Origin of the sequence: Marinobacter daepoensis DSM 16072 (genome assembly GCF_000421165.1) — a bacterium.
Taxonomy (GTDB): Bacteria; Pseudomonadota; Gammaproteobacteria; order Pseudomonadales; family Oleiphilaceae; genus Marinobacter; species Marinobacter daepoensis.
In genome coordinates, this window is record NZ_ATWI01000008.1 from 813,439 (window position 1) to 830,611 (window position 17,173).

14 protein-coding genes are annotated in these 17,173 nt (G+C 56.8%); 9 read left to right on the top strand and 5 right to left on the bottom strand.

The genetic code is table 11. The features are described 5' to 3' along the window. Positions 1-17 precede the first annotated feature (17 nt). On the bottom strand, positions 18-1,409 hold the full coding sequence (phrB, locus tag K325_RS0104385; RefSeq protein WP_029653043.1) for a deoxyribodipyrimidine photo-lyase: 1,392 nt from the start codon (positions 1,407-1,409) through the stop codon (positions 18-20). A 151-nt stretch (positions 1,410-1,560) separates the two neighbouring features. On the opposite strand from phrB, the gene K325_RS0104390 reads away from it, so the two are divergent. From K325_RS0104390 to K325_RS0104415, 6 genes are read left to right on the top strand one after another with little or no spacing between them, the layout of a single operon-like run. After that, complete coding sequence (locus K325_RS0104390; protein ID WP_029653044.1) at positions 1,561-2,382, top strand: hypothetical protein; 822 nt, start codon at positions 1,561-1,563, stop codon at positions 2,380-2,382. A 20-nt stretch (positions 2,383-2,402) separates the two neighbouring features. After that, positions 2,403-3,290, top strand: a complete 888-nt coding sequence (locus K325_RS0104395) for a mechanosensitive ion channel family protein (protein WP_029653045.1) — start codon at positions 2,403-2,405, stop codon at positions 3,288-3,290. After that, positions 3,271-3,762: an ATP-dependent zinc protease family protein gene (locus K325_RS0104400; RefSeq protein WP_029653046.1), complete on the top strand. Its 492-nt coding sequence runs from the start codon at positions 3,271-3,273 to the stop codon at positions 3,760-3,762. The genes K325_RS0104395 and K325_RS0104400 overlap by 20 nt, the downstream gene beginning before the upstream one ends. 2 nt (positions 3,763-3,764) lie before the next feature. Then, positions 3,765-4,670: a 30S ribosomal protein S6--L-glutamate ligase gene (gene rimK, locus K325_RS0104405; protein WP_029653048.1), complete on the top strand. Its 906-nt coding sequence runs from the start codon at positions 3,765-3,767 to the stop codon at positions 4,668-4,670. A gap of 6 nt (positions 4,671-4,676) precedes the next feature. Next, a complete protein-coding gene (locus K325_RS0104410; RefSeq protein ID WP_029653049.1) occupies positions 4,677-5,744 on the top strand; it encodes a succinylglutamate desuccinylase/aspartoacylase family protein in 1,068 nt (355 codons plus the stop codon). A gap of 18 nt (positions 5,745-5,762) precedes the next feature. Further along, a complete protein-coding gene (locus tag K325_RS0104415) occupies positions 5,763-6,188 on the top strand; it encodes a secondary thiamine-phosphate synthase enzyme YjbQ (RefSeq protein WP_029653050.1) in 426 nt (141 codons plus the stop codon). Positions 6,189-6,457: 269 nt separating this feature from the next. Here the strand turns inward: K325_RS0104415 and K325_RS0104425 are convergent, their stop codons facing one another. Both K325_RS0104425 and K325_RS0104430 read right to left on the bottom strand, forming a co-directional pair. Continuing rightward, on the bottom strand, positions 6,458-9,013 hold the full coding sequence (locus K325_RS0104425) for a PKD domain-containing protein (protein WP_029653053.1): 2,556 nt from the start codon (positions 9,011-9,013) through the stop codon (positions 6,458-6,460). 134 nt (positions 9,014-9,147) lie between these two features. Continuing rightward, positions 9,148-11,661: a TonB-dependent receptor gene (locus K325_RS0104430; RefSeq protein ID WP_338047441.1), complete on the bottom strand. Its 2,514-nt coding sequence runs from the start codon at positions 11,659-11,661 to the stop codon at positions 9,148-9,150. Between K325_RS0104430 and K325_RS18720 the strand changes: the two genes are divergently transcribed. After that, complete coding sequence (locus tag K325_RS18720) at positions 11,551-11,817, top strand: hypothetical protein (protein ID WP_211218130.1); 267 nt, start codon at positions 11,551-11,553, stop codon at positions 11,815-11,817. The two genes, K325_RS0104430 and K325_RS18720, sit on opposite strands and share 111 nt — an antisense overlap. A gap of 150 nt (positions 11,818-11,967) precedes the next feature. Here the strand turns inward: K325_RS18720 and K325_RS0104435 are convergent, their stop codons facing one another. Both K325_RS0104435 and K325_RS0104440 read right to left on the bottom strand, forming a co-directional pair. Further along, positions 11,968-12,942, bottom strand: a complete 975-nt coding sequence (locus tag K325_RS0104435) for a FecR family protein (RefSeq protein WP_084694156.1) — start codon at positions 12,940-12,942, stop codon at positions 11,968-11,970. Positions 12,943-12,998: 56 nt separating this feature from the next. Next, positions 12,999-13,514 carry a sigma-70 family RNA polymerase sigma factor gene (locus K325_RS0104440; protein ID WP_156836563.1) on the bottom strand — a complete coding sequence of 172 codons (516 nt, stop codon included), beginning with the start codon at positions 13,512-13,514 and terminating at the stop codon, positions 12,999-13,001. 362 nt (positions 13,515-13,876) lie between these two features. On the opposite strand from K325_RS0104440, the gene K325_RS0104445 reads away from it, so the two are divergent. Both K325_RS0104445 and K325_RS0104450 read left to right on the top strand, forming a co-directional pair. Further along, the gene (locus K325_RS0104445; protein WP_029653057.1) at positions 13,877-14,854 is read left to right on the top strand and encodes a TAXI family TRAP transporter solute-binding subunit; all 978 of its coding nucleotides are present in this window, start codon (positions 13,877-13,879) and stop codon (positions 14,852-14,854) included. A gap of 84 nt (positions 14,855-14,938) precedes the next feature. Beyond that, entirely contained in the window at positions 14,939-17,134 is a 2,196-nt protein-coding gene (locus tag K325_RS0104450) for a TRAP transporter permease (protein WP_029653058.1), read from the top strand. Positions 17,135-17,173 lie beyond the last annotated feature (39 nt).

The window sequence follows — 17,173 nt, forward strand, 5'->3', positions numbered from 1 at the left end:
CCCCATCGAGGCCGGTTTTAGTCTTTCAAGGCCTGAAACCTGGCAATAGCCTCTTTTCGACTCTCTTTCAAATCGACGATTGGGCGAGGATAGCCTTTTGGAATAACGGCCCCCGCTGACGGGTCGTGAATCCGCTTATTATCCAGCGTTGCCAATTCCGGTACCCATTGGCGAATGAATTCACCTTTCGGATCAAACCGTTCACTCTGGGTCACCGGATTGAACACCCTGAAATAGGGCGCCGCATCAGTGCCAGTTGAGGCGCTCCATTGCCAGCCCCCGTTGTTCGACGCCAGAAAACCATCCACCAGGTTCTGCATGAACCAGGCCTCGCCCAGTCGCCAGTCGATAAACAGATTCTTGGTCAGGAACATGGCGGTGATCATTCTCAGCCGGTTGTGCATCCAGCCTGTTGTGCGGAGTTGCCGCATGGCCGCATCCACTATCGGTATCCCGGTCTGCCCTTCCTTCCAGGCCTTGTAGTTTTCGCCCGGCGAGTTCCATTTCAGCGCTTCGGTCTCCGGCTTGAAGGCGCGGTGCATGCTTACCCGGGGGTAGTGATAAAGAATATGAATGTAAAAATCCCGCCAGGCGATCTCGTTCACCCAGGTATTCAGCCCGTCGCCACTGATCCCGCTGTGCCGCGCAGCGATCAGACACTGGCGGCCGGACAGAACGCCGCTGGCCAGATAAGGAGACAGCAGGCTGGTGCCATCCAGGGCAGGGAAGTCTCTGTTGTTTTTGTAGTCGGTGACCTGCTGGGCCAGAAAGGTATCGAGTTGATTATGCGCCGCGGCCTCTCCGGTCGAGACCAGTGGCTCCGGCGCGCTGGCAAAGGGGGCTGGCAGGGTGTCTGTTTGCTCGGGTTCAACGGCACTGGCCACGGCCGTTGGCCTTGGGTGCAGGGTGGGCCCGGCTTCTTCGATCCAGCTGCGCCAGCGACGTGAGAACGGCGTAAATACGGAGTAGGGTTCGTTCTGCTGGGTCAGAACCGTGCCCACAGGGGCAACGGTCTGGTCACGGTATTTGTTTACGGAAATACCAAGGTCCGCCAACGTCTGTCGCAGGGCTTTGTCTCTGCGGCGTTCGTTGAGGCCGTACTCTTCGTTGAAGTGAAGTTCTGAGACGTTGTGTTGCTGGCAGAACTGTACGAGCGCCCCGATGCCATCCTCGAAGCGATGGGCCGACAGAAATGTCAGGGAAATACCGAGCCTGGCCAGTTCTCTGGCCACTGCGTTGGCGTTCTCAAGAACAAACCGAACCCGGGCTGCTGACCAGTCGTGGTCTTGCCACTGTTGCGGTGTAACTACGAAGCAGGCTCGCACAGGGCTCCCGGCCTGGCAGGCCGCCGTCAGGGCCGGGTTGTCTGCCAGACGAAGGTCGTTACGGAACCATACCAGTTGAGTCATAGTGGCATCCTGCTTGTATCTGAGTGCACGTAGGGGTAAATACAGCCAAAAAAATCATAGGTTTGTATATTCGCTGAGACTACCGGATTGGATTATAGTTAACGCTTGCAGCCGCTGAATTCTGCTGACCAAAAGGAGTCGTTCTGCAGGCATGACCGAGCAACCTGAAAGTCCGCGAGAAGGTGTCTGGACGCACCCCTATCATCTGACATCCGGCCAGACCCAACAACACCAGATTGGCCATGTCCGGCTATGGATTACCTTGCTGGATCAGGAGTGGCAGATCCGGGAGGAGCGGCTGGTGGTTACCGGTAACGGGGCCGATCCTCTCGAGTGGCAGGCAACGCTGGGGCACACACTGCCGTCGGCCGAGATACCGGTACAACGTTTTATCCGGGCCGCCGACAACGGTGTGGTTCAGTTTTATCCGGCCATGGCGAGCCTGCCAACGGTTATTCGTCCTTTTCAGCCACTGACGATACCGGCGGGCGGCCGCTGTCTTCTTTATGTCGGTACTGCGCTCTGGATGAAAATCTGTGTAGGAAAAGGTAAAACCGAGCTGACGGAGATTCCGTTGGCGACGCCATCCATGACCTGGCTGGGCCGGAATACCATGGAGGGAGAGTTGTGCTATGCCTCGTCCACCTATGGTCGACTGGCGCTGGAAGCGGTGCCCAAACGGCCCTGGAGAGCGGTCACCCCGGTCACCATCATTAATCGGGGTGAGCAGGCTCTGTTGCTGGACCGGTTCAGCCTGCCGACTCCGCTGTTATCGCTGTATCAGAATGAGCGTGGCCAGCTCTGGACGCCGGGTGTGACGGTAGAGTGTGAGACTGATATGAATTCTGCCAGCCTGCATATGGAGCGATCAGTGCCGGAGAGTGCCGGCCTGTGCCATCTGGTGTCGCCCGCCCGACAGACGATGGCAAAGGGTCGTCGGTTGGTCAGGGCGTTTGACCGCATGTTTGGTTAACCGGGCAAGGAGCGACTGCGTTGATTGAGGCGATTGAGACCACCTTCATACAATTGATCAATGGGATTGCCTGGGGACAATGGCTGGCAGCGGGTTTTTTACTGGTGCTGGGGATCTTCCTGGGGACCATGTTGGCCCGAAGTGTTGGCCGGTTGGCCGAGAAACGTGTTTCCCGACACCATCAGGTGCTGATTCGACGCCTGGTGTTTTACCTTGTCTTCCTGCTGTTCGCCGTTGCGGCATTACGGGAAGCCGGGTTCTCTCTGGATGTAGTACTCGGGGCGGCAGGGATTCTGACGGTGGCCGTTGGTTTCGCCTCTCAGACGTCGGCATCCAACATTATCAGCGGCCTGTTTCTGGTTATGGAGCGGCCGTTCGAGATCGGGGATGTCATTGAGGCAGACGCCACGATCGGGGAAGTGGTTGCCATTGACTTGCTGAGCGTGAAATTGAGAACGCCAGACAATCTGTATGTCCGTATTCCGAATGAAACCCTGATCAAGACCCGTGTCGTAAACCGGTCCCGGTTTCCGATCCGCCGAATCGATCTTGTCATTGGTATCGCATACGCTGAAGATGTGGAGCGAATAAGGGATCTTTTGCTGGGATTGGCCGATGCCAACCCTCATTGTCTGGAAGAGCCAAAGCCTTTTGTGCTGGTGACCGGTTTTGGCCCGTCGTCTGTGGACCTGCAGTTTTCCTTCTGGGTGGCTCGTGATGACTTCCTGGAAGGTCGGGGCGGCATGATGGTCGCCATCAAGAAGGCGCTGGATGAAGCCGGTATCGAAATACCCTTCCCGCACACCAGTGTCTATGCCGGCAGTCATTCTGAGCCTTTCCGGATACAGCTTGTGGGCTCGGAACAAACGCAAGAAAAGGAACCACCGGATGTCGACCGAAAAACCTGAAGTTACCCAAACCGTTGCCCCTGATAATGCTGACCATAAAGTCTGCCTGGGGTGGCGGGAATGGGTGGCGCTGCCTGATCTGGGGATTCCGCGTATCAAGGCGAAAGTTGATACCGGCGCGCGGACCTCCTGTCTGCATACCTTCCGGACGGAACCGTACACAGAGAATGGTGAACGCCGGGTGAAATTCTGGGTGCATCCGGTGCAGAACGATCTGCATCACGTGGTGGAGTGTGATGCCCGGGTTCTGGACGAGCGCACGGTATCTGATTCCGGCGGACACAAGGAGCTGCGACTGGTGGTAGAAACCAGCATCGTGCTGGGGGATCACCGCTGGCCGATTGAAATGACACTGACCAACCGGGATTCGATGCGATTCCGGATGTTGCTGGGGCGCACCGCTATGGCTGGGCGCACCGTGGTATACCCTGAAGCTTCTTATCTTGCCGGTGAGCCGGCACCAAGGAACTGATTATGAAAATTGCGGTATTGTCGCGAAACCGTCACCTGTACTCGACCCGGAGACTGGTGGAAGAGGGGCTGAACCGTGGCCATGAAGTGAAGGTCATCGACTGTCTGCACTGTTCCATGAACATCACCTCTGCTGATCCGAAAATCCATTATCACGAGGAAGTGCTGGAAGATTTTGATGTGGTAATTCCGCGGATCGGGGCATCGGTCACCTTTTATGGCACGGCGGTGCTGAGGCAGTTTGAGATGATGGGGGTGTTCCCGTTGAATGAATCGGTCGCCATCACCCGTTCGCGGGACAAGCTGCGCTCCCTGCAGTTGTTGGCCCGGAAAGGCGTGGGGATGCCGGTGACAGGTTTTGCCAACAAACCCGATAACGTGCCAGAGCTGCTGAAAATGGTGGGTGGCGCACCGGTGGTCATCAAACTGCTGCAAGGCACTCAGGGCATCGGTGTGGTGCTGGCGGAAACCCGCAAGGCGGCGGAGAGTGTGATTGAGGCCTTTATGGGGCTGAAAGCCGACATTCTGGTGCAGGAATTCATCAAGGAAGCGGGCGGTGCGGACATCCGCTGTTTCGTCATCGGCGACAAGGTGATTGCGGCCATGAAGCGTCAGGGGGCCGAAGGGGAATTTCGCTCTAACCTGCACCGGGGTGGCACCGCGTCGCTGGTGCGGATTACACCGGAAGAGCGTAAAACCGCCATTACCGCTGCCAAAGCTATGGGGCTGAACGTGGCCGGGGTCGATTTGTTGCGCTCCAGCCGTGGTCCTTTGGTCATGGAAGTGAACTCGTCCCCAGGGCTGGAAGGGATCGAGAACGCCACCGGCAAAAACGTGGCGGGCATGATCATCAACTGGACGGAAAAGAACTACAAGCCCTCAAGAACACAGACCAGGGGCCGGGGATAACCGCGTATGGCGAGAGCTCCGTTTGAGATTGCCGGTGTGCAGGTACAACCCGGTACCCGTGAAACCGTTGAAGTGCCGGTGGCCAAGCTTTATACCCACACCCCGTTGCACATTCCTGTGGAAGTGGTACACGGCCGCCGGGATGGGCCAGTGCTGATGGTGTGTGGTGCCATTCATGGCGATGAAATCAACGGCGTGGAAATCATCCGGCGGGTGTTGAAAAACTCGGCCCTGCGACACCTTCGCGGGACCCTGGTGGCCGTGCCCATCGTTAATATTTTCGGTTTTGTGCAGCGCACTCGGTACCTGCCGGACCGGCGCGACCTGAACCGCTGTTTTCCAGGCTCGGAAACTGGTTCGCTGGGCGGCCGCATAGCCTACCTGCTGCGCACTCAGATCATGGAAAACGTGAGCCACATCATCGACCTGCACACCGGAGCGATTCACCGCTTCAATCTCCCGCAGATACGGGCGGAGTTGAAAAACCCGGAAACGGCCCGCATGGCCGAGGCGTTTGGTGCTCCCATCATTATCAACGCGGGCCTGCGGGAAGGCAGTCTGCGAGCCTACGCCGATTCCCTCGACATACCGGTAATCACCTTTGAGGGTGGTGAAGCTCTGCGCTTTGATGAGGTGGTAATTGCCAGCGGTGTAAAAGGCGTCATGCGGGTCATGCGTGAGCTGGAGATGATGCCCGCGAAAAAAGGCCCCAAGGCGCCACGTAAACGCTCCGAAACCGCTGCAAATTCGGTATGGGTTCGGGCCGATATGGATGGCATCATGCGCCCGGTGGCGCATCTTGGCCAGCGGGTGCGTAAAGGCCAGAAGCTGGCCATGGTAGCCGATCCCTTTGGCGAAACCGAAGAGGCCATTACTTCACCCTGTTCCGGTATTGTGATCTGTGTGAACAATCTGCCTCTGGTCAATGAGGGTGAGGCGATCTATCACGTGGCACGGTTCGATGAGTTGGGGGAAGCGGAAAAAGCGATGGATTACTTCCGCAGTTCGTTTGAGAGTGAGGTTGCGGAAGAGGCCGTTGTGCCAGTGCACCCCTGGGATGAACTTCAGAAATAACCGGGCGTTGGAGCCGATATGATCTGGCATCAGACTTTCATCGAGCTGCCGCCGTTACCGCGTGGCTTCAATCTTGTCACTAACGAAATTCTGGCCCAGGCCCCAGACTTGGCCAATTGCGAGGTCGGGTTGCTGAACCTGTTCATTCAGCACACCTCGGCGTCGCTTGCCATCAACGAAAACGCCGATCCTGACGTGCGCGGCGATCTCGAACGTCACTTCAATGTGATGGTACCGGAGTACGCCGACTACTATGAACATACTCTGGAAGGGCCGGATGACACCACGTCCCACATCAAAAGTGTGATGATCGGCTCCTCGCTGAATATTCCGGTGACGCGTGGTCACCTCGCGTTGGGTACCTGGCAGGGCATTTACCTTTGTGAGCACCGGAACCGGGCCAGTGGACGCCGGATCGTGGCTACGTTGCAGGGGCGTTGGTGAGCTCTAGATCTGCCCGCCCACCCCTTTGAACGTCTCTACGAACGCCGAAACTTTTCCGAAAACGCTTTGTTTCTTGGTGAGGTATTGCGGATTCAGCGGGCTCATTTTCGGCAGAATGTTATTGAGCTCCGTGCCATTGTCGCCGCCACGCAGGCGGCTTAGAAAAGACCCGGTTAGGCTTTTAAAAAACTGAATAGTGTGTGGCGGGATCCAGATGGCCGCGTCTGGAAACACGCAGCGCGCATTTCCAGACGGTTCGTTTGGTTGATTTATTGCGGGCTTCGGTATCCTGCGATTCTTGGGGTCGCTTTGAAGTTCCAGCCGGGTTTTTCGGCGATGGAGAAACTCCAGGACACGCCTTCGCCCATTTCATTGCCATGCCAGCTGTCTGCTGGCCTTACCGGGATCTCGTCCTGTGTGCTCAGGATCAGGTCGACGGTAATGCTTTCGCCTTTTCGAATCACCTGACCATTGGTCAGACCGTCGAACCTGGCCAGATAGCCACCCTGATCCTGGGACTCGGTGGCAACTCCGGTGATGGTGTAATCCTGATCAAAGGCCGTCAGGCGATAGCGCTTGTGCACGTAGTCGGTGTTTGGTTTGAAAATGGTATCGTGGTATTGACGTTGAAAATCCTTTTTATCGTTGAACGGGAACACCTGCTGGCGATAACCGTATTCGCTTTTGCCCTTTGCCTGATCATAATGGTTGGCGGTGCTGGCATGCAGATCCTCCAGCAGCAGCGTTGGGTAGTTGGCCCGATGCACGGTTGGCACCGTAAAGCGAAAGGGCTGGCTGATGTCGATGCCGTCAGAAATCAGCAACTGCAGGGTGTAGTTACCCGCAGTGAGAGGGGACAGGCTGATGTCTTGGCAAGTCCATTCGGTAAACCCGAGCGCCGCCTGATAGAGCATGTCCCGGGTCGGGTAGTCGCCCTGGGGATCAACGTTATAGCCGTTCAGGCACATGCCCAGAGAGGCATCGTAGAAACGACGAATGGGTAGTGCCATCTCATGGCCAGCGGGGTAACCGGTCAGCGACCACAAGTACGTTAGTGTGTCGCCGTCCGGGTCGTAGGCGTCACTGGTGAGGTAGAACGAGGCGTTCAGGGATGATGCTTGCAGGTGTTCACCATCATACACCTCCGGCGCTTGCGGATAGATCACGAAAGGCTGCTCAGCGCTGAAGGCCGGGCTAAACCCGGGCCGGGCCACCGGGGCGTTGTTGGAGCTTTTGGCCAGTACATGCACCCGCTCCCGGCGGGAGGCTTCCGCACCGTGGCTGTCGGTCACCGTCAGTTCGGCGGAATAAGGCCCGGGTACGTCGGTGGTAAACCAGGCATTGACGCTGTTGGCGTCGTTGAGGGTTGCGCTGCTGCCGTCCGGGCGGTCCACCAGTCGCCATTGGTAGTTCAGCCGGTTGTCATCCGGGTCTGTGCTGCCGCTGCTATCCAGTGTCACTCTTTGGTTCACGCCCACCGCTGCACCCGCGCCCGCCAGTTTCGCAATGGCCCGGGGTGGCCGGTTGGCGCCGGTCATGGCGGTATAGGTAGCGGTTACCGGAGCACTCCAGAGTTCTCCATCGAATGCCCGTAGCTGAATTGTGTAGTCGCCCAGTTCGGTGAGAGTGATTTTTACGTAGCGTTCGTTGCCCGGTATGGTGTCCTCGTCACTCGGCGTGAAACCTTCCGGGTGGGAGAGCAGTTTCCATTCGAATCCGAGCTCGTTGGAGTACTTGGCTTCGGCGTCGTAGCTGTAATTACCCGCCGGGTGCAAGTCGCTGCCCAGCTCTACCTCGTAGGTTTCCCCCCAGCTTGGCGGCAGGACGGCCGTGGGCGGCGTATTGACGTGGCCGTCCGGCAAGGTGTTGACCTTGACGGTGGTGGTCACCAGGTTAATTGAGGTGCCGTCGTACACCATCAGCTCAAAGGTGTAGTCACCAAACTGCTGCGGCGTCAGGCTGGTCACTGCCTGATGGGTGTTTTCCAGTGTTGCGGTAGAGCCTTGCGGGGCGTCGGGGTGACGGTTTCTGCCCACCAGCCAGCGGTATTGCAGGTCGTCACCGTCGGCATCGACACTGTCGCCACCATCCAGCGTGATGGTCTGCCCCAGTACCCAGTTGTCAGGATCGCCGCCGCGTACCTTAATCTTCGCTTCCGGAATGGCGTTAACCTCGGAGGCGATGACCCGCACGTCGATGGTCGGGCTGATTTTGTCGAGATAGCTCACGGTCAGACGGAATTTGTAGATGCCCTCAAGGTCCGGGGTGAAGCGGGGGCTGGCCAAGCTGGGGTTGTCGATGCTGGCATTGCTGCCTTCCGGCGCGGACACCAGTTCCCAGGCGTATTGCAGCAGGCTCGGATTGCCGTCGGTGGGCGGCAGGCTGCCGGTGCCATCCAGTTGCAGCGTCTGGCCGGGAATGGCGCCGATTTCGGGGGTAGCCACGGCGGTGGGATTGGGGTTGGTCACTGTCAGCGGCTGACAATCCGGGTTGCTGGTGGCTTTGTCGTCGGTCACCGTCAGGCAGATGCTGTAGCTGCCGGGCATATCGGGTACAAACGTGGTGATCCGCTCGTCAGCCGCGGGCTTGCTGGCGCTGTGTTCCGGAGCTTCTGCAATGGACCACACCCAGCTGCGCACGGCACCATTGGGTGAGGTGCTGTCTGCGCCATCCAGATTCACCGCGCCACCGACATCCAGTTGGTTGGGGCTGAGGCTGGCGTTGGCGGTTGGCAGGGCGGGGCCGCTGTCGCCACCGCCGCCACCGCAGGCGGTGAGCAGCAGAATACTACTGGCCAGGGTCAGTTTTGCGTAAGGGAGATTCATGAGTGATCGTTCCTGTTGATGGTTTCTTTTCAGGTGTTGAGCTATCAGTAAATCTTCATCAAATGATAATTTGACTCATTTGCATTTGTTGTGATTAAAAACGAGTGAGCGAAGGTTTTTTCTCACGGTGATCGCTAAAAACTGAGTGTTGTTCCTATCCGCACGGTCCGGCCGGGTGCCGGCACCAGGCCGAGGCTGAGCGCATCCAGGTAATAGCGGTCGGTGAGATTGTCGATATTGAAATCCACGGTTACCGTGTCGTTGGGTTGGTAGCTGACGTACAAATCCAGTATTTCGTAGCTGTGCCAGGGCACCGGCTGCAGAAAACCGCTTTTGGTGGCGTCGTCGTATTCGGGGGCTTCGTTGCGCTCGCCCATCCAGGTGCCACGCAGGCCAAGGTCCAGGGTTCTGCTGAACAAACGTGTGCCTAGCGTGGCACTGGCGTGCCAGTTGGGTGGGATCATGTTGTTGATGTAGCTGTCGGCAATGCCATAGTTGTTGCAGCGTTCCCGACGGTAGCTGCCGAAGTGACAGACCTCAATGTGGTTGTAGCGGGTTCCCCCCAGCTCCGTGTACCAGATACCGGCATCGTATTGCAGGTTGAGTTCCGCGCCATGGAATTCCACGCTATCGATATTACGGGTGACGAAGAATCGTTGGCCGGCGCCTTCCTCCCAGACGTTGGGGGTCGTGCGGGTCAGGTAGTCTTCAGTCCGGTTCTGAAAGTAGGAGAGTTTCAGGCGAAACTCGTCGCTTGAGGAGAACAGGTTGTCTTGCAGTATGTTCAGGCCGACTTCGCGGTTTTTTGCATGCTCTGGCTTGAGAGTTACGTCCAGGGCCGGTTCCGACGAGAATCCGGAAGTGCTTTCAAACAGACTGGGCATCCTCAGTGCCTCGGCGTAGCGAAAATAGAACTGAATACCCCGCCAGGGTTCCAGTTGCACGCTGGCTACGGGCGCAGATCCGGAGTGGTTGTTTTCATGCTTGACGGGATCGCAAGCGCCGTCGTTATTGGCGTCAGTGCAATAGGCGCTGTCGTCGCCCACCTGAAACGGCTGGTTGTCTTCGGCATCGAAACGGCTGTAGCGAATGCCGCCGTTCAGAGTCAGCCAGCGCCATGGCGACCAGGATGAGTTGATAAAGGCGCTGGCTTCCTTGCGTTCTCCGCTGCGGCCGGCATTGTCGACGACGCCGAGGTCCAGCGGGCTGGTGCGCACCTTTTCCTGTTGCCAGGCCAGGCCGTATTCCAGTTGCAGGAATTCACCAATGGCAAACTCCATGGTGTTCGAGACATCGGCTCCCCAGCGCTCATAGTCCTCCTGCTGATCGCTGCCAAAACTCAGCTCTTCGGAATAGTTGCGGTTGATGCTTGCGGTGTCGGTATGCCAAAGGTTTGCGCCGAGGTCGACATAGGGGGAACCAAACGGCTCCCACTGGTAGCGGGAGGTGTAGGTGTCGACCTCCACTTCACTGCCCTCGGTCTGCCGCACCTGCCCCAGCCGGGTGAGCTGGGACGGCATGAGCTCACCGTAAGTGCTGGTGTAATGCTGATAACCCAGCTCGATCGAGTGATCGTCGGGCAGGTAGAACAGGCTTTTCAGCAGCGTTGATTTGTTCTCGAAGTTGGAGTTGGCGATCAGTTCTTCGGCCCGAAAGCGGCTGGCACCCTCAAGTTTCGGCCGTACTTCCGTCCAGAATCCCCGGTCGACCCGGTCGGATAAGTTCAGTGACGGTGTGGGGCCATGTTTACCGGCATAGTAGTTGCCCTGCCGCCGTTGCGCGTGAGCGGCAACCAGGTCGACAAATTCGAATCGTTTGGCCAGTGCCACGCTGCCAGACCAGCCTTTGAGGTTGAAGGTGCCGGGCCGGTTTAGCGTATCGTCGGTGCCCAGAGCATTGGCAAGATCGTAGGGTCCTTCACACAGGCTGGCGGTGACACAGTCGACCCGGTAGGCGCCGTCAACTCCGCCACCGGCGAGCCCGCCCGGGTTGAGGCCAGACCAAGTGCCCGGCGCAGCTGGGCTGCCGCTGTTGTTGCCGCTGGCCCCGGCTCGCAGACGAATACTCCAATCCTGCCCGGGCTTTAACAGATCCTCAGCCGTGAGTGTGCGCATGCTGACCAAGCCACCGGTTGCACCGGTGGCGGAGGCGTTCAGTGTCGGCCCTTTTTGGATGTCAATGCCACCGATCAGGTCCGGGTCGATATAAGTGCGGCTTGATACTCCGGCATAGCCCCGGTAAACGGTGGTTTCCTGTCGGCTTCCGTCAACCAGTACCGGTACCCGGCCTTGCCCCTGCATGCCGCGTATGTTGATGTCCAGACCACCGCTATTGCGGTTTTCGCCCACAAGAACACCGGTCTCACTCTGAAAAATGTCCCCGACGGAAGTGCCGCGGAAACGTTCGATTTTTCTTTGGGATATATAACTTGCAGAGCTTGGGGATGAAAATGCTTCATCAGTTTCAGAGGGAATATCTTGAGCGCTAACCAGAATGGGTGACAAGAGAGCAGGTTCTTGTTTGGACTGCGAAGAGGCTTGGATAACAACCGTATTGCCTGCGGCGAGATACCAGCGCAGATTGGTACCATCGAGAAGGCGGTTGATCGCCTGAGAGGCCGGCATGACTCCAATAACTGGTTTAGCCATAAGGCCTTCAAGAAGGCTCGCTTCGGCGGATATCTGGTAGCCGGATTGTTTGCCAAAGAGGCCGAGGGCGGAGGGCAGTGGCTGTGCCTGGATATTAAAATCAAAGGTGTCGGCGCAAACAGCCTGACTCGTCAGATAGAGCAGGCAGATCAATAGCCAGCGAATACCTCTGGACGCTTTGAAACGTGTGGTAGGAAGGCTCATAGTGTTCATTTACTCCAGAGTTGCAAATAAGACTCATTGCTTTTCGTTTGGAGGTAGAACGAGTGAGCGGGAATTTTTTTTCATTCTGACGATGGCGAGTCGTCAGGGGCCAGTAATGACTCGCAGTAAAGGTGTGATGTTGAGAACTCGACCGCCGTGGGGTTGAACGATAGCCGCTAAGGCGCTATCGACGTTTTTAGGGTTGTAGCTGCCGGTAATGGTTTTCTCTTCGATGCTGTCATCAAGGATCAGAATTTTTCCCTCATAGTAGCGCTCGAGAGTTTGTACTGCCTCGGCGACAGTCCGGTTCCGAATGTAAATTTGGTCGTTGGTCCAGGTGGCGATGGTTTCGGGTGGTGTTTGCTGGAGCTGTGAGGAGGCTCCAGTATGGGGCAAAGCCAGGGTTTGACCAGGTCCAAGTTCCGCCAGCTCATCTTGGCTTGAGATTTCAACTCGGCCGCTGACAACACCTATCCAGGATTTTCGGTGCCCGTATTCCACATCGAAACGGGTGCCCAAAACGGTCACTTTCACCTCGTCGGCGGATACTGTGAACGGCCTGTTCCGGTCTGGTTTTACGTCGAAGTAAGCTTGCCCTGACAACAGTTCAATGGCTCTCTGGTTACCTGAAAATCTGGTCCGGATGGCGCTGCTGGCCCCAAGGTAAACCGTACTGCCATCATCGAGAGTAACGGATTTAACTTCTGCTGTGTTGGTTCGGTAATCGGCCATGAATCGCAGGCTGAGCGACGGCCAGATAGTCGCCAGGATACAGGCGGCCATCGCTGAAGCTGCTAGCACTTTAACTGGCTTCAGGTGTTGCCTGCTTTGGTTGGTTGTGTTTTGGGGTGGGCGTTTTGGCCAGTTATTTTTGTCGGTGCGGGCCAGGCTGGTCAGTTGCCAGGCTCTCTGGGCCCTGTTCCAGGCATCTGCATGCTTGGTCGATGCGATGAGCCACTGCCTGTGTTGCGCTTTCAGGGTTTTGTCATTGGGGGATTCCTGAAAACGCAAAAGCCAGTCGATTGCTTGCTGTTCCGGGTCTGGGAATTGATGAGTTGCTTGGCTTTTTGGAGTCATAGGGCTGGCTGCAGTCGTGTTTTATTTAACGAGTACGGGATGTTTTTTCAAAGGTGCTATATCAGGTCGTAGTCGTTCAGGGCGCGAACAACTTTGATAAGGCCGTTGCGGAGCAATCTATGCGCGGTAGCAACCGAAACATTCAGGTGGTGTGCAATTTCTTGCAAAGTGTAGCCGCCGATTCGGTGCATTTCGACGGCAATACGTTCTTTCTCTGGGAGCTTGGACAAAGCATCAGTGATCGTATCCAGGTCAGTACGCCGTTGATTGACCAATTCGGGGCTTGGAGCCTCTCCCGGGTTGAGCCACTCGATATTGCCTGAACTCTGATGACGGTTCTCCATGGCAGAGCGACGGATGAAGTCAATCGCCAGATTTCTAACCGTCTTGTACAGATAGGCCAACCCTGATTTTTTTGGGGGCCTGCTGTTTTTCTCAGGTAAAAAGCGGAGAAAGGCATCCTGAACGATGTCTTCGGCTTGATTCCGGCAACCGATAATGGGGGTGGCGTAATCCACTAAATCTTGTCGGTGGTTGCAGTAAACATCCATGTGGTGGTTTAGCTTTTTCACATTGTTTCACTTAGTTGAGATGTCCAGTTTGTTGGTTTTAGTTAATTAGCGCTCAAATGCTAATGCAATTCATTATCATTTGGTAGTATGGAGAGCTGGGAGTGATTTCAGGTCGTGCTGAATCGTTGACCTTCGTTCTGCCGGTCATGCCTTTAATTGGGTGGGTTGTGACTCATTTCTTGAGGTTTTTGGGTGAGAGTTCACCCGTTTCTCAAACTAAACCTTATGGCTTTTCTATTTAACTGTTTGTTTTTGATTTTATTTTTGTTTTTGGCGTAGTGCTTGCTGTTAGTTGGTCTGTGTGACTTTGTGGACACAGCAATTAGGCACCCAACCAACAAAATGAATCGGGAGCATTCCTTATGAAACTGCAAACCATTGTGGCGGCTGCGCTCGCCTCCTCCGTTGTTGTAAGTCCGGTCATGGCTCAGGACCGTGACGGCTGGCCAGAGAGCTTTACCGTGGGCACTGCCAGCCAGGGCGGCACTTACTTTGCCTACGGTTCCGGCTGGGCGAACTTTGTGGCGGAGAATCTGGGCGTGTCTGGTGGTGCGGAGATTACAGGTGGCCCGGTTCAGAATATGGCGCTGGTTCACACCGGTGATCTCAAGTTTGGCCTGACCACCATGGGCCCCGCTCGCGAGTCCATTGACGGTGAAAGCCCGCTGGCTCCGGGAATGAAGATGGATAATGTCTGTGCCATGTTCCCGATGTACGAAACTCCGTTCTCGATTGCGACCCTGTCCAGCTCCGGGATTACCCGGATCTCTGAGATTCCGGATGGTGCGACCATTGGTTTTGGCCCTGCCGGTTCTACCTCAGATACCTATTTCCCTCGCATGATGGAAACACTGGGGGTTAACTTCGAGCGTCGTAACGGCAGCTGGTCGGATCTTGGCGGTCAGCTTCAGGATGGCCTGATTGATGTGGTGGCCTTTGCCGCGGGTATCCCTATTCCGGCCGTCAGTCAACTGGAAGTACAGACCGACGTTAATGTGATCGGGATGAACGATGAGGAAGCGAAGACGATTGTTGATAACTTCCCGGTGTCTGAGTTCGTAATCCCGGCCAACACTTATCAGTCTCTGGATGAGCCGTCTCGCGTGGTTTCTATGTGGAACTTCGCCATGGTGAACTGCGATATGCCAGAGAGCTTTGTGTATGAAATCACCAAGCTGACGATGGAAAACAACGAGAAGATGGTGTCGATCCACAAGGCGGCCCGCCATTCCATTCCCGAAAACTACACCAAAAACCAGGTTCTGCCCTGGCATCCCGGCGCAGCCCGTTGGTTCAACGAAAATGGCTATTCCATCGAGGATGCCGCCATCAAGCAGTAAGGCATGTGAAGGAAGGGCTGCAATGCGGCCCTTCTGCACAGGGTCGACATCGATTCACCGCCTCTCAGACAGGCAGGACTTATCATGACCAAAGAACACCCCCATGCCGGCGGCGAGACGCAGCTGGCAGAAAACCTGACGGTCAATGAAGACCACGTACTCGCTCATAATGTGGATGAGGAACCGGTAGAGGCGAATCGTCGCCTGTTCACCGGCGTGTTGCTTAAAGTTGTTGTACTGCTGGCCATTGCTTACTCGGGGTTCCACCTTTACACCTTGAATGTGGCGCCCATGGAAACCTGGTCGTTCCGGATTGTGCACGTGGCTGGCGCGCTGGTTCTTGGCTTCCTGCTGTTTGCGGGTGCCCGTTTTGTATCTGGTGAGGAAGGCGCGGCCCGGCACCGGTGGACCACGTGGTTTGCCGCGGCGGCCCTTATCCCGGCGGTTTACGCCCTTTACCAGACCTACGCGTTTCACCAGATGATTCTGGGTGGCACCATGCGGATTCCGGCCGAACTGGAATCCTGGCATTTTGGCTGGCCCCTGTTGGCCGCTACCGGTGTTGGTATTGTTATGAGCTGGTTCCACCAGCGTGAGCGGGCCCGGTTCAGTGTGCCGGATCTGGTGCTGATTGTGTGCTCGGTGGCGGTTGCCGCCTACCTGTTGGTGGTCTTCAACACCACCATGCGGATGACAACCGGAACGGCGTTTGCGCCGGTCGGTATTTCCTTTGCTGCTGTGGCTGGTACGGCACTGATCATGGAGCTCACCCGCCGAGTGGCCGGGATGGCTCTGGTGGTGATTGCCCTCGTTTTTCTGGCCTATGTGTTCGCAGGCCCCTATCTGCCAGGCTTCCTGGGTTATCCGGGGCTTTCGGTTCAGCGGTTCTTCAGCCAGGTGTATACAGACGCGGGGATTCTTGGCCCCACCACGGCGGTGTCGTCCACGTATATTATTCTGTTCATCATCTTTGCTGCGTTTCTGCAAGCGTCGAAAGTCGGTGACTACTTCGTTAACTTTGCGTTCGCGGCGGCCGGTCGGTCGCGGGGTGGTCCTGCCAAAGTATCCATTTTTGCCTCTGGCCTGATGGGCATGATCAACGGCACCAGCGCTGGTAACGTTGTGTCTACTGGTTCTCTGACCATTCCGCTGATGAAGCGGGTTGGTTATAGCAAGGAGTCGGCCGGTGCGGTTGAAGCGGCGGCTTCCACCGGGGGCCAGATTATGCCGCCTATTATGGGGGCGGGCGCCTTCATCATGGCTGAAATTACCGGCATTCCCTACACCGACATTGCCATTGCGGCGATTATTCCCGCGATCCTGTATTTCGCGTCTGTGTACTTCATGGTCGATTTTGAGGCCAAGAAACTGGGTATGCGGGGCATGCGTGAAGATGAGCTGCCCAACCTCCGGTTGATGCTGCGTCAGGTGTACCTGTTCGTGCCCATCATCATTCTGATCGTTGCCTTGTTCCAGGGCTACTCGGTCATACGGGCCGGAACGCTGGCTACTATTTCAGCGGCTGTGGTGAGCTGGATCTCCCCGAATAAAATGGGGCTTCGCCAGATCCTGCACGCCTTCGAGATCGCGGCTTATATGTCGATCCAGATTATCGTCGTGTGTGCGGCGGCCGGGGTGATTGTGGGTGTGATCTCCCTGACGGGTGTTGGCGCGCGTTTCTCCGTACTGCTTCTGGATGTGGCGGCCCATAGCCACCTGTTGGCGCTGGTGTTTGCGATGTTCATTTCTATCCTTCTGGGGATGGGTATGCCCACCACCGCCGCCTACGCGGTTGCCGCTTCTGTGGTTGCGCCAGGGTTGGTGCAGTTGGGGATTGAGCCGCTGACCGCGCATTTCTTTGTGTTCTACTTCGCTGTGGTATCGGCCATCACGCCACCGGTTGCGCTGGCATCGTACGCGGCAGCGGGCATTTCCGGTGCCAACGCGATGTCTACATCCGTCGCCTCGTTCCGTATTGGCATAGCGGCGTTCATCGTGCCGTTTATGTTCTTCTACAACAGCGCGCTGTTGATGGAAGGCGGCTGGTTTGAAATTGCGCGAGCGCTGATCACCGCAACCTTCGGGGTGTACCTCCTGTCTGCAGGCGTGTTGGGCTGGTTTGCCCGTTCCGCTGCGCCGGCTCTGGTTCGCCTGCTGTTGGTGGCGGCAGCCCTGCTTACCATTGAGGGTGGCCTGTGGACGGACCTGGCGGGTATCGGGCTGGCTGTTGTGGCCATGCTGATCCAACGCAAACGGGCACCGACTCTGGCAGCAGCCTGAGCAGGCCAGTGACTGGCAGGGCCGCCCGCCTCTGAGCGG

Excerpts from the sequence above, each read along its gene's own strand:
- phrB (WP_029653043.1), bottom strand. The coding sequence starts at position 1,409 with ATGACTCAACTGGTATGGTTCCGTAACGACCTTCGTCTGGCAGACAAC.
- K325_RS0104390 (WP_029653044.1), top strand. The coding sequence starts at position 1,561 with ATGACCGAGCAACCTGAAAGTCCGCGAGAAGGTGTCTGGACGCACCCC.
- K325_RS0104400 (WP_029653046.1), top strand. The coding sequence starts at position 3,271 with ATGTCGACCGAAAAACCTGAAGTTACCCAAACCGTTGCCCCTGATAAT.
- rimK (WP_029653048.1), top strand. The coding sequence starts at position 3,765 with ATGAAAATTGCGGTATTGTCGCGAAACCGTCACCTGTACTCGACCCGG.
- K325_RS0104410 (WP_029653049.1), top strand. The coding sequence starts at position 4,677 with ATGGCGAGAGCTCCGTTTGAGATTGCCGGTGTGCAGGTACAACCCGGT.
- K325_RS0104415 (WP_029653050.1), top strand. The coding sequence starts at position 5,763 with ATGATCTGGCATCAGACTTTCATCGAGCTGCCGCCGTTACCGCGTGGC.
- K325_RS0104425 (WP_029653053.1), bottom strand. The coding sequence starts at position 9,013 with ATGAATCTCCCTTACGCAAAACTGACCCTGGCCAGTAGTATTCTGCTG.
- K325_RS0104430 (WP_338047441.1), bottom strand. The coding sequence starts at position 11,661 with ATGGCTAAACCAGTTATTGGAGTCATGCCGGCCTCTCAGGCGATCAAC.
- K325_RS0104435 (WP_084694156.1), bottom strand. The coding sequence starts at position 12,942 with ATGACTCCAAAAAGCCAAGCAACTCATCAATTCCCAGACCCGGAACAG.
- K325_RS0104445 (WP_029653057.1), top strand. The coding sequence starts at position 13,877 with ATGAAACTGCAAACCATTGTGGCGGCTGCGCTCGCCTCCTCCGTTGTT.
- K325_RS0104450 (WP_029653058.1), top strand. The coding sequence starts at position 14,939 with ATGACCAAAGAACACCCCCATGCCGGCGGCGAGACGCAGCTGGCAGAA.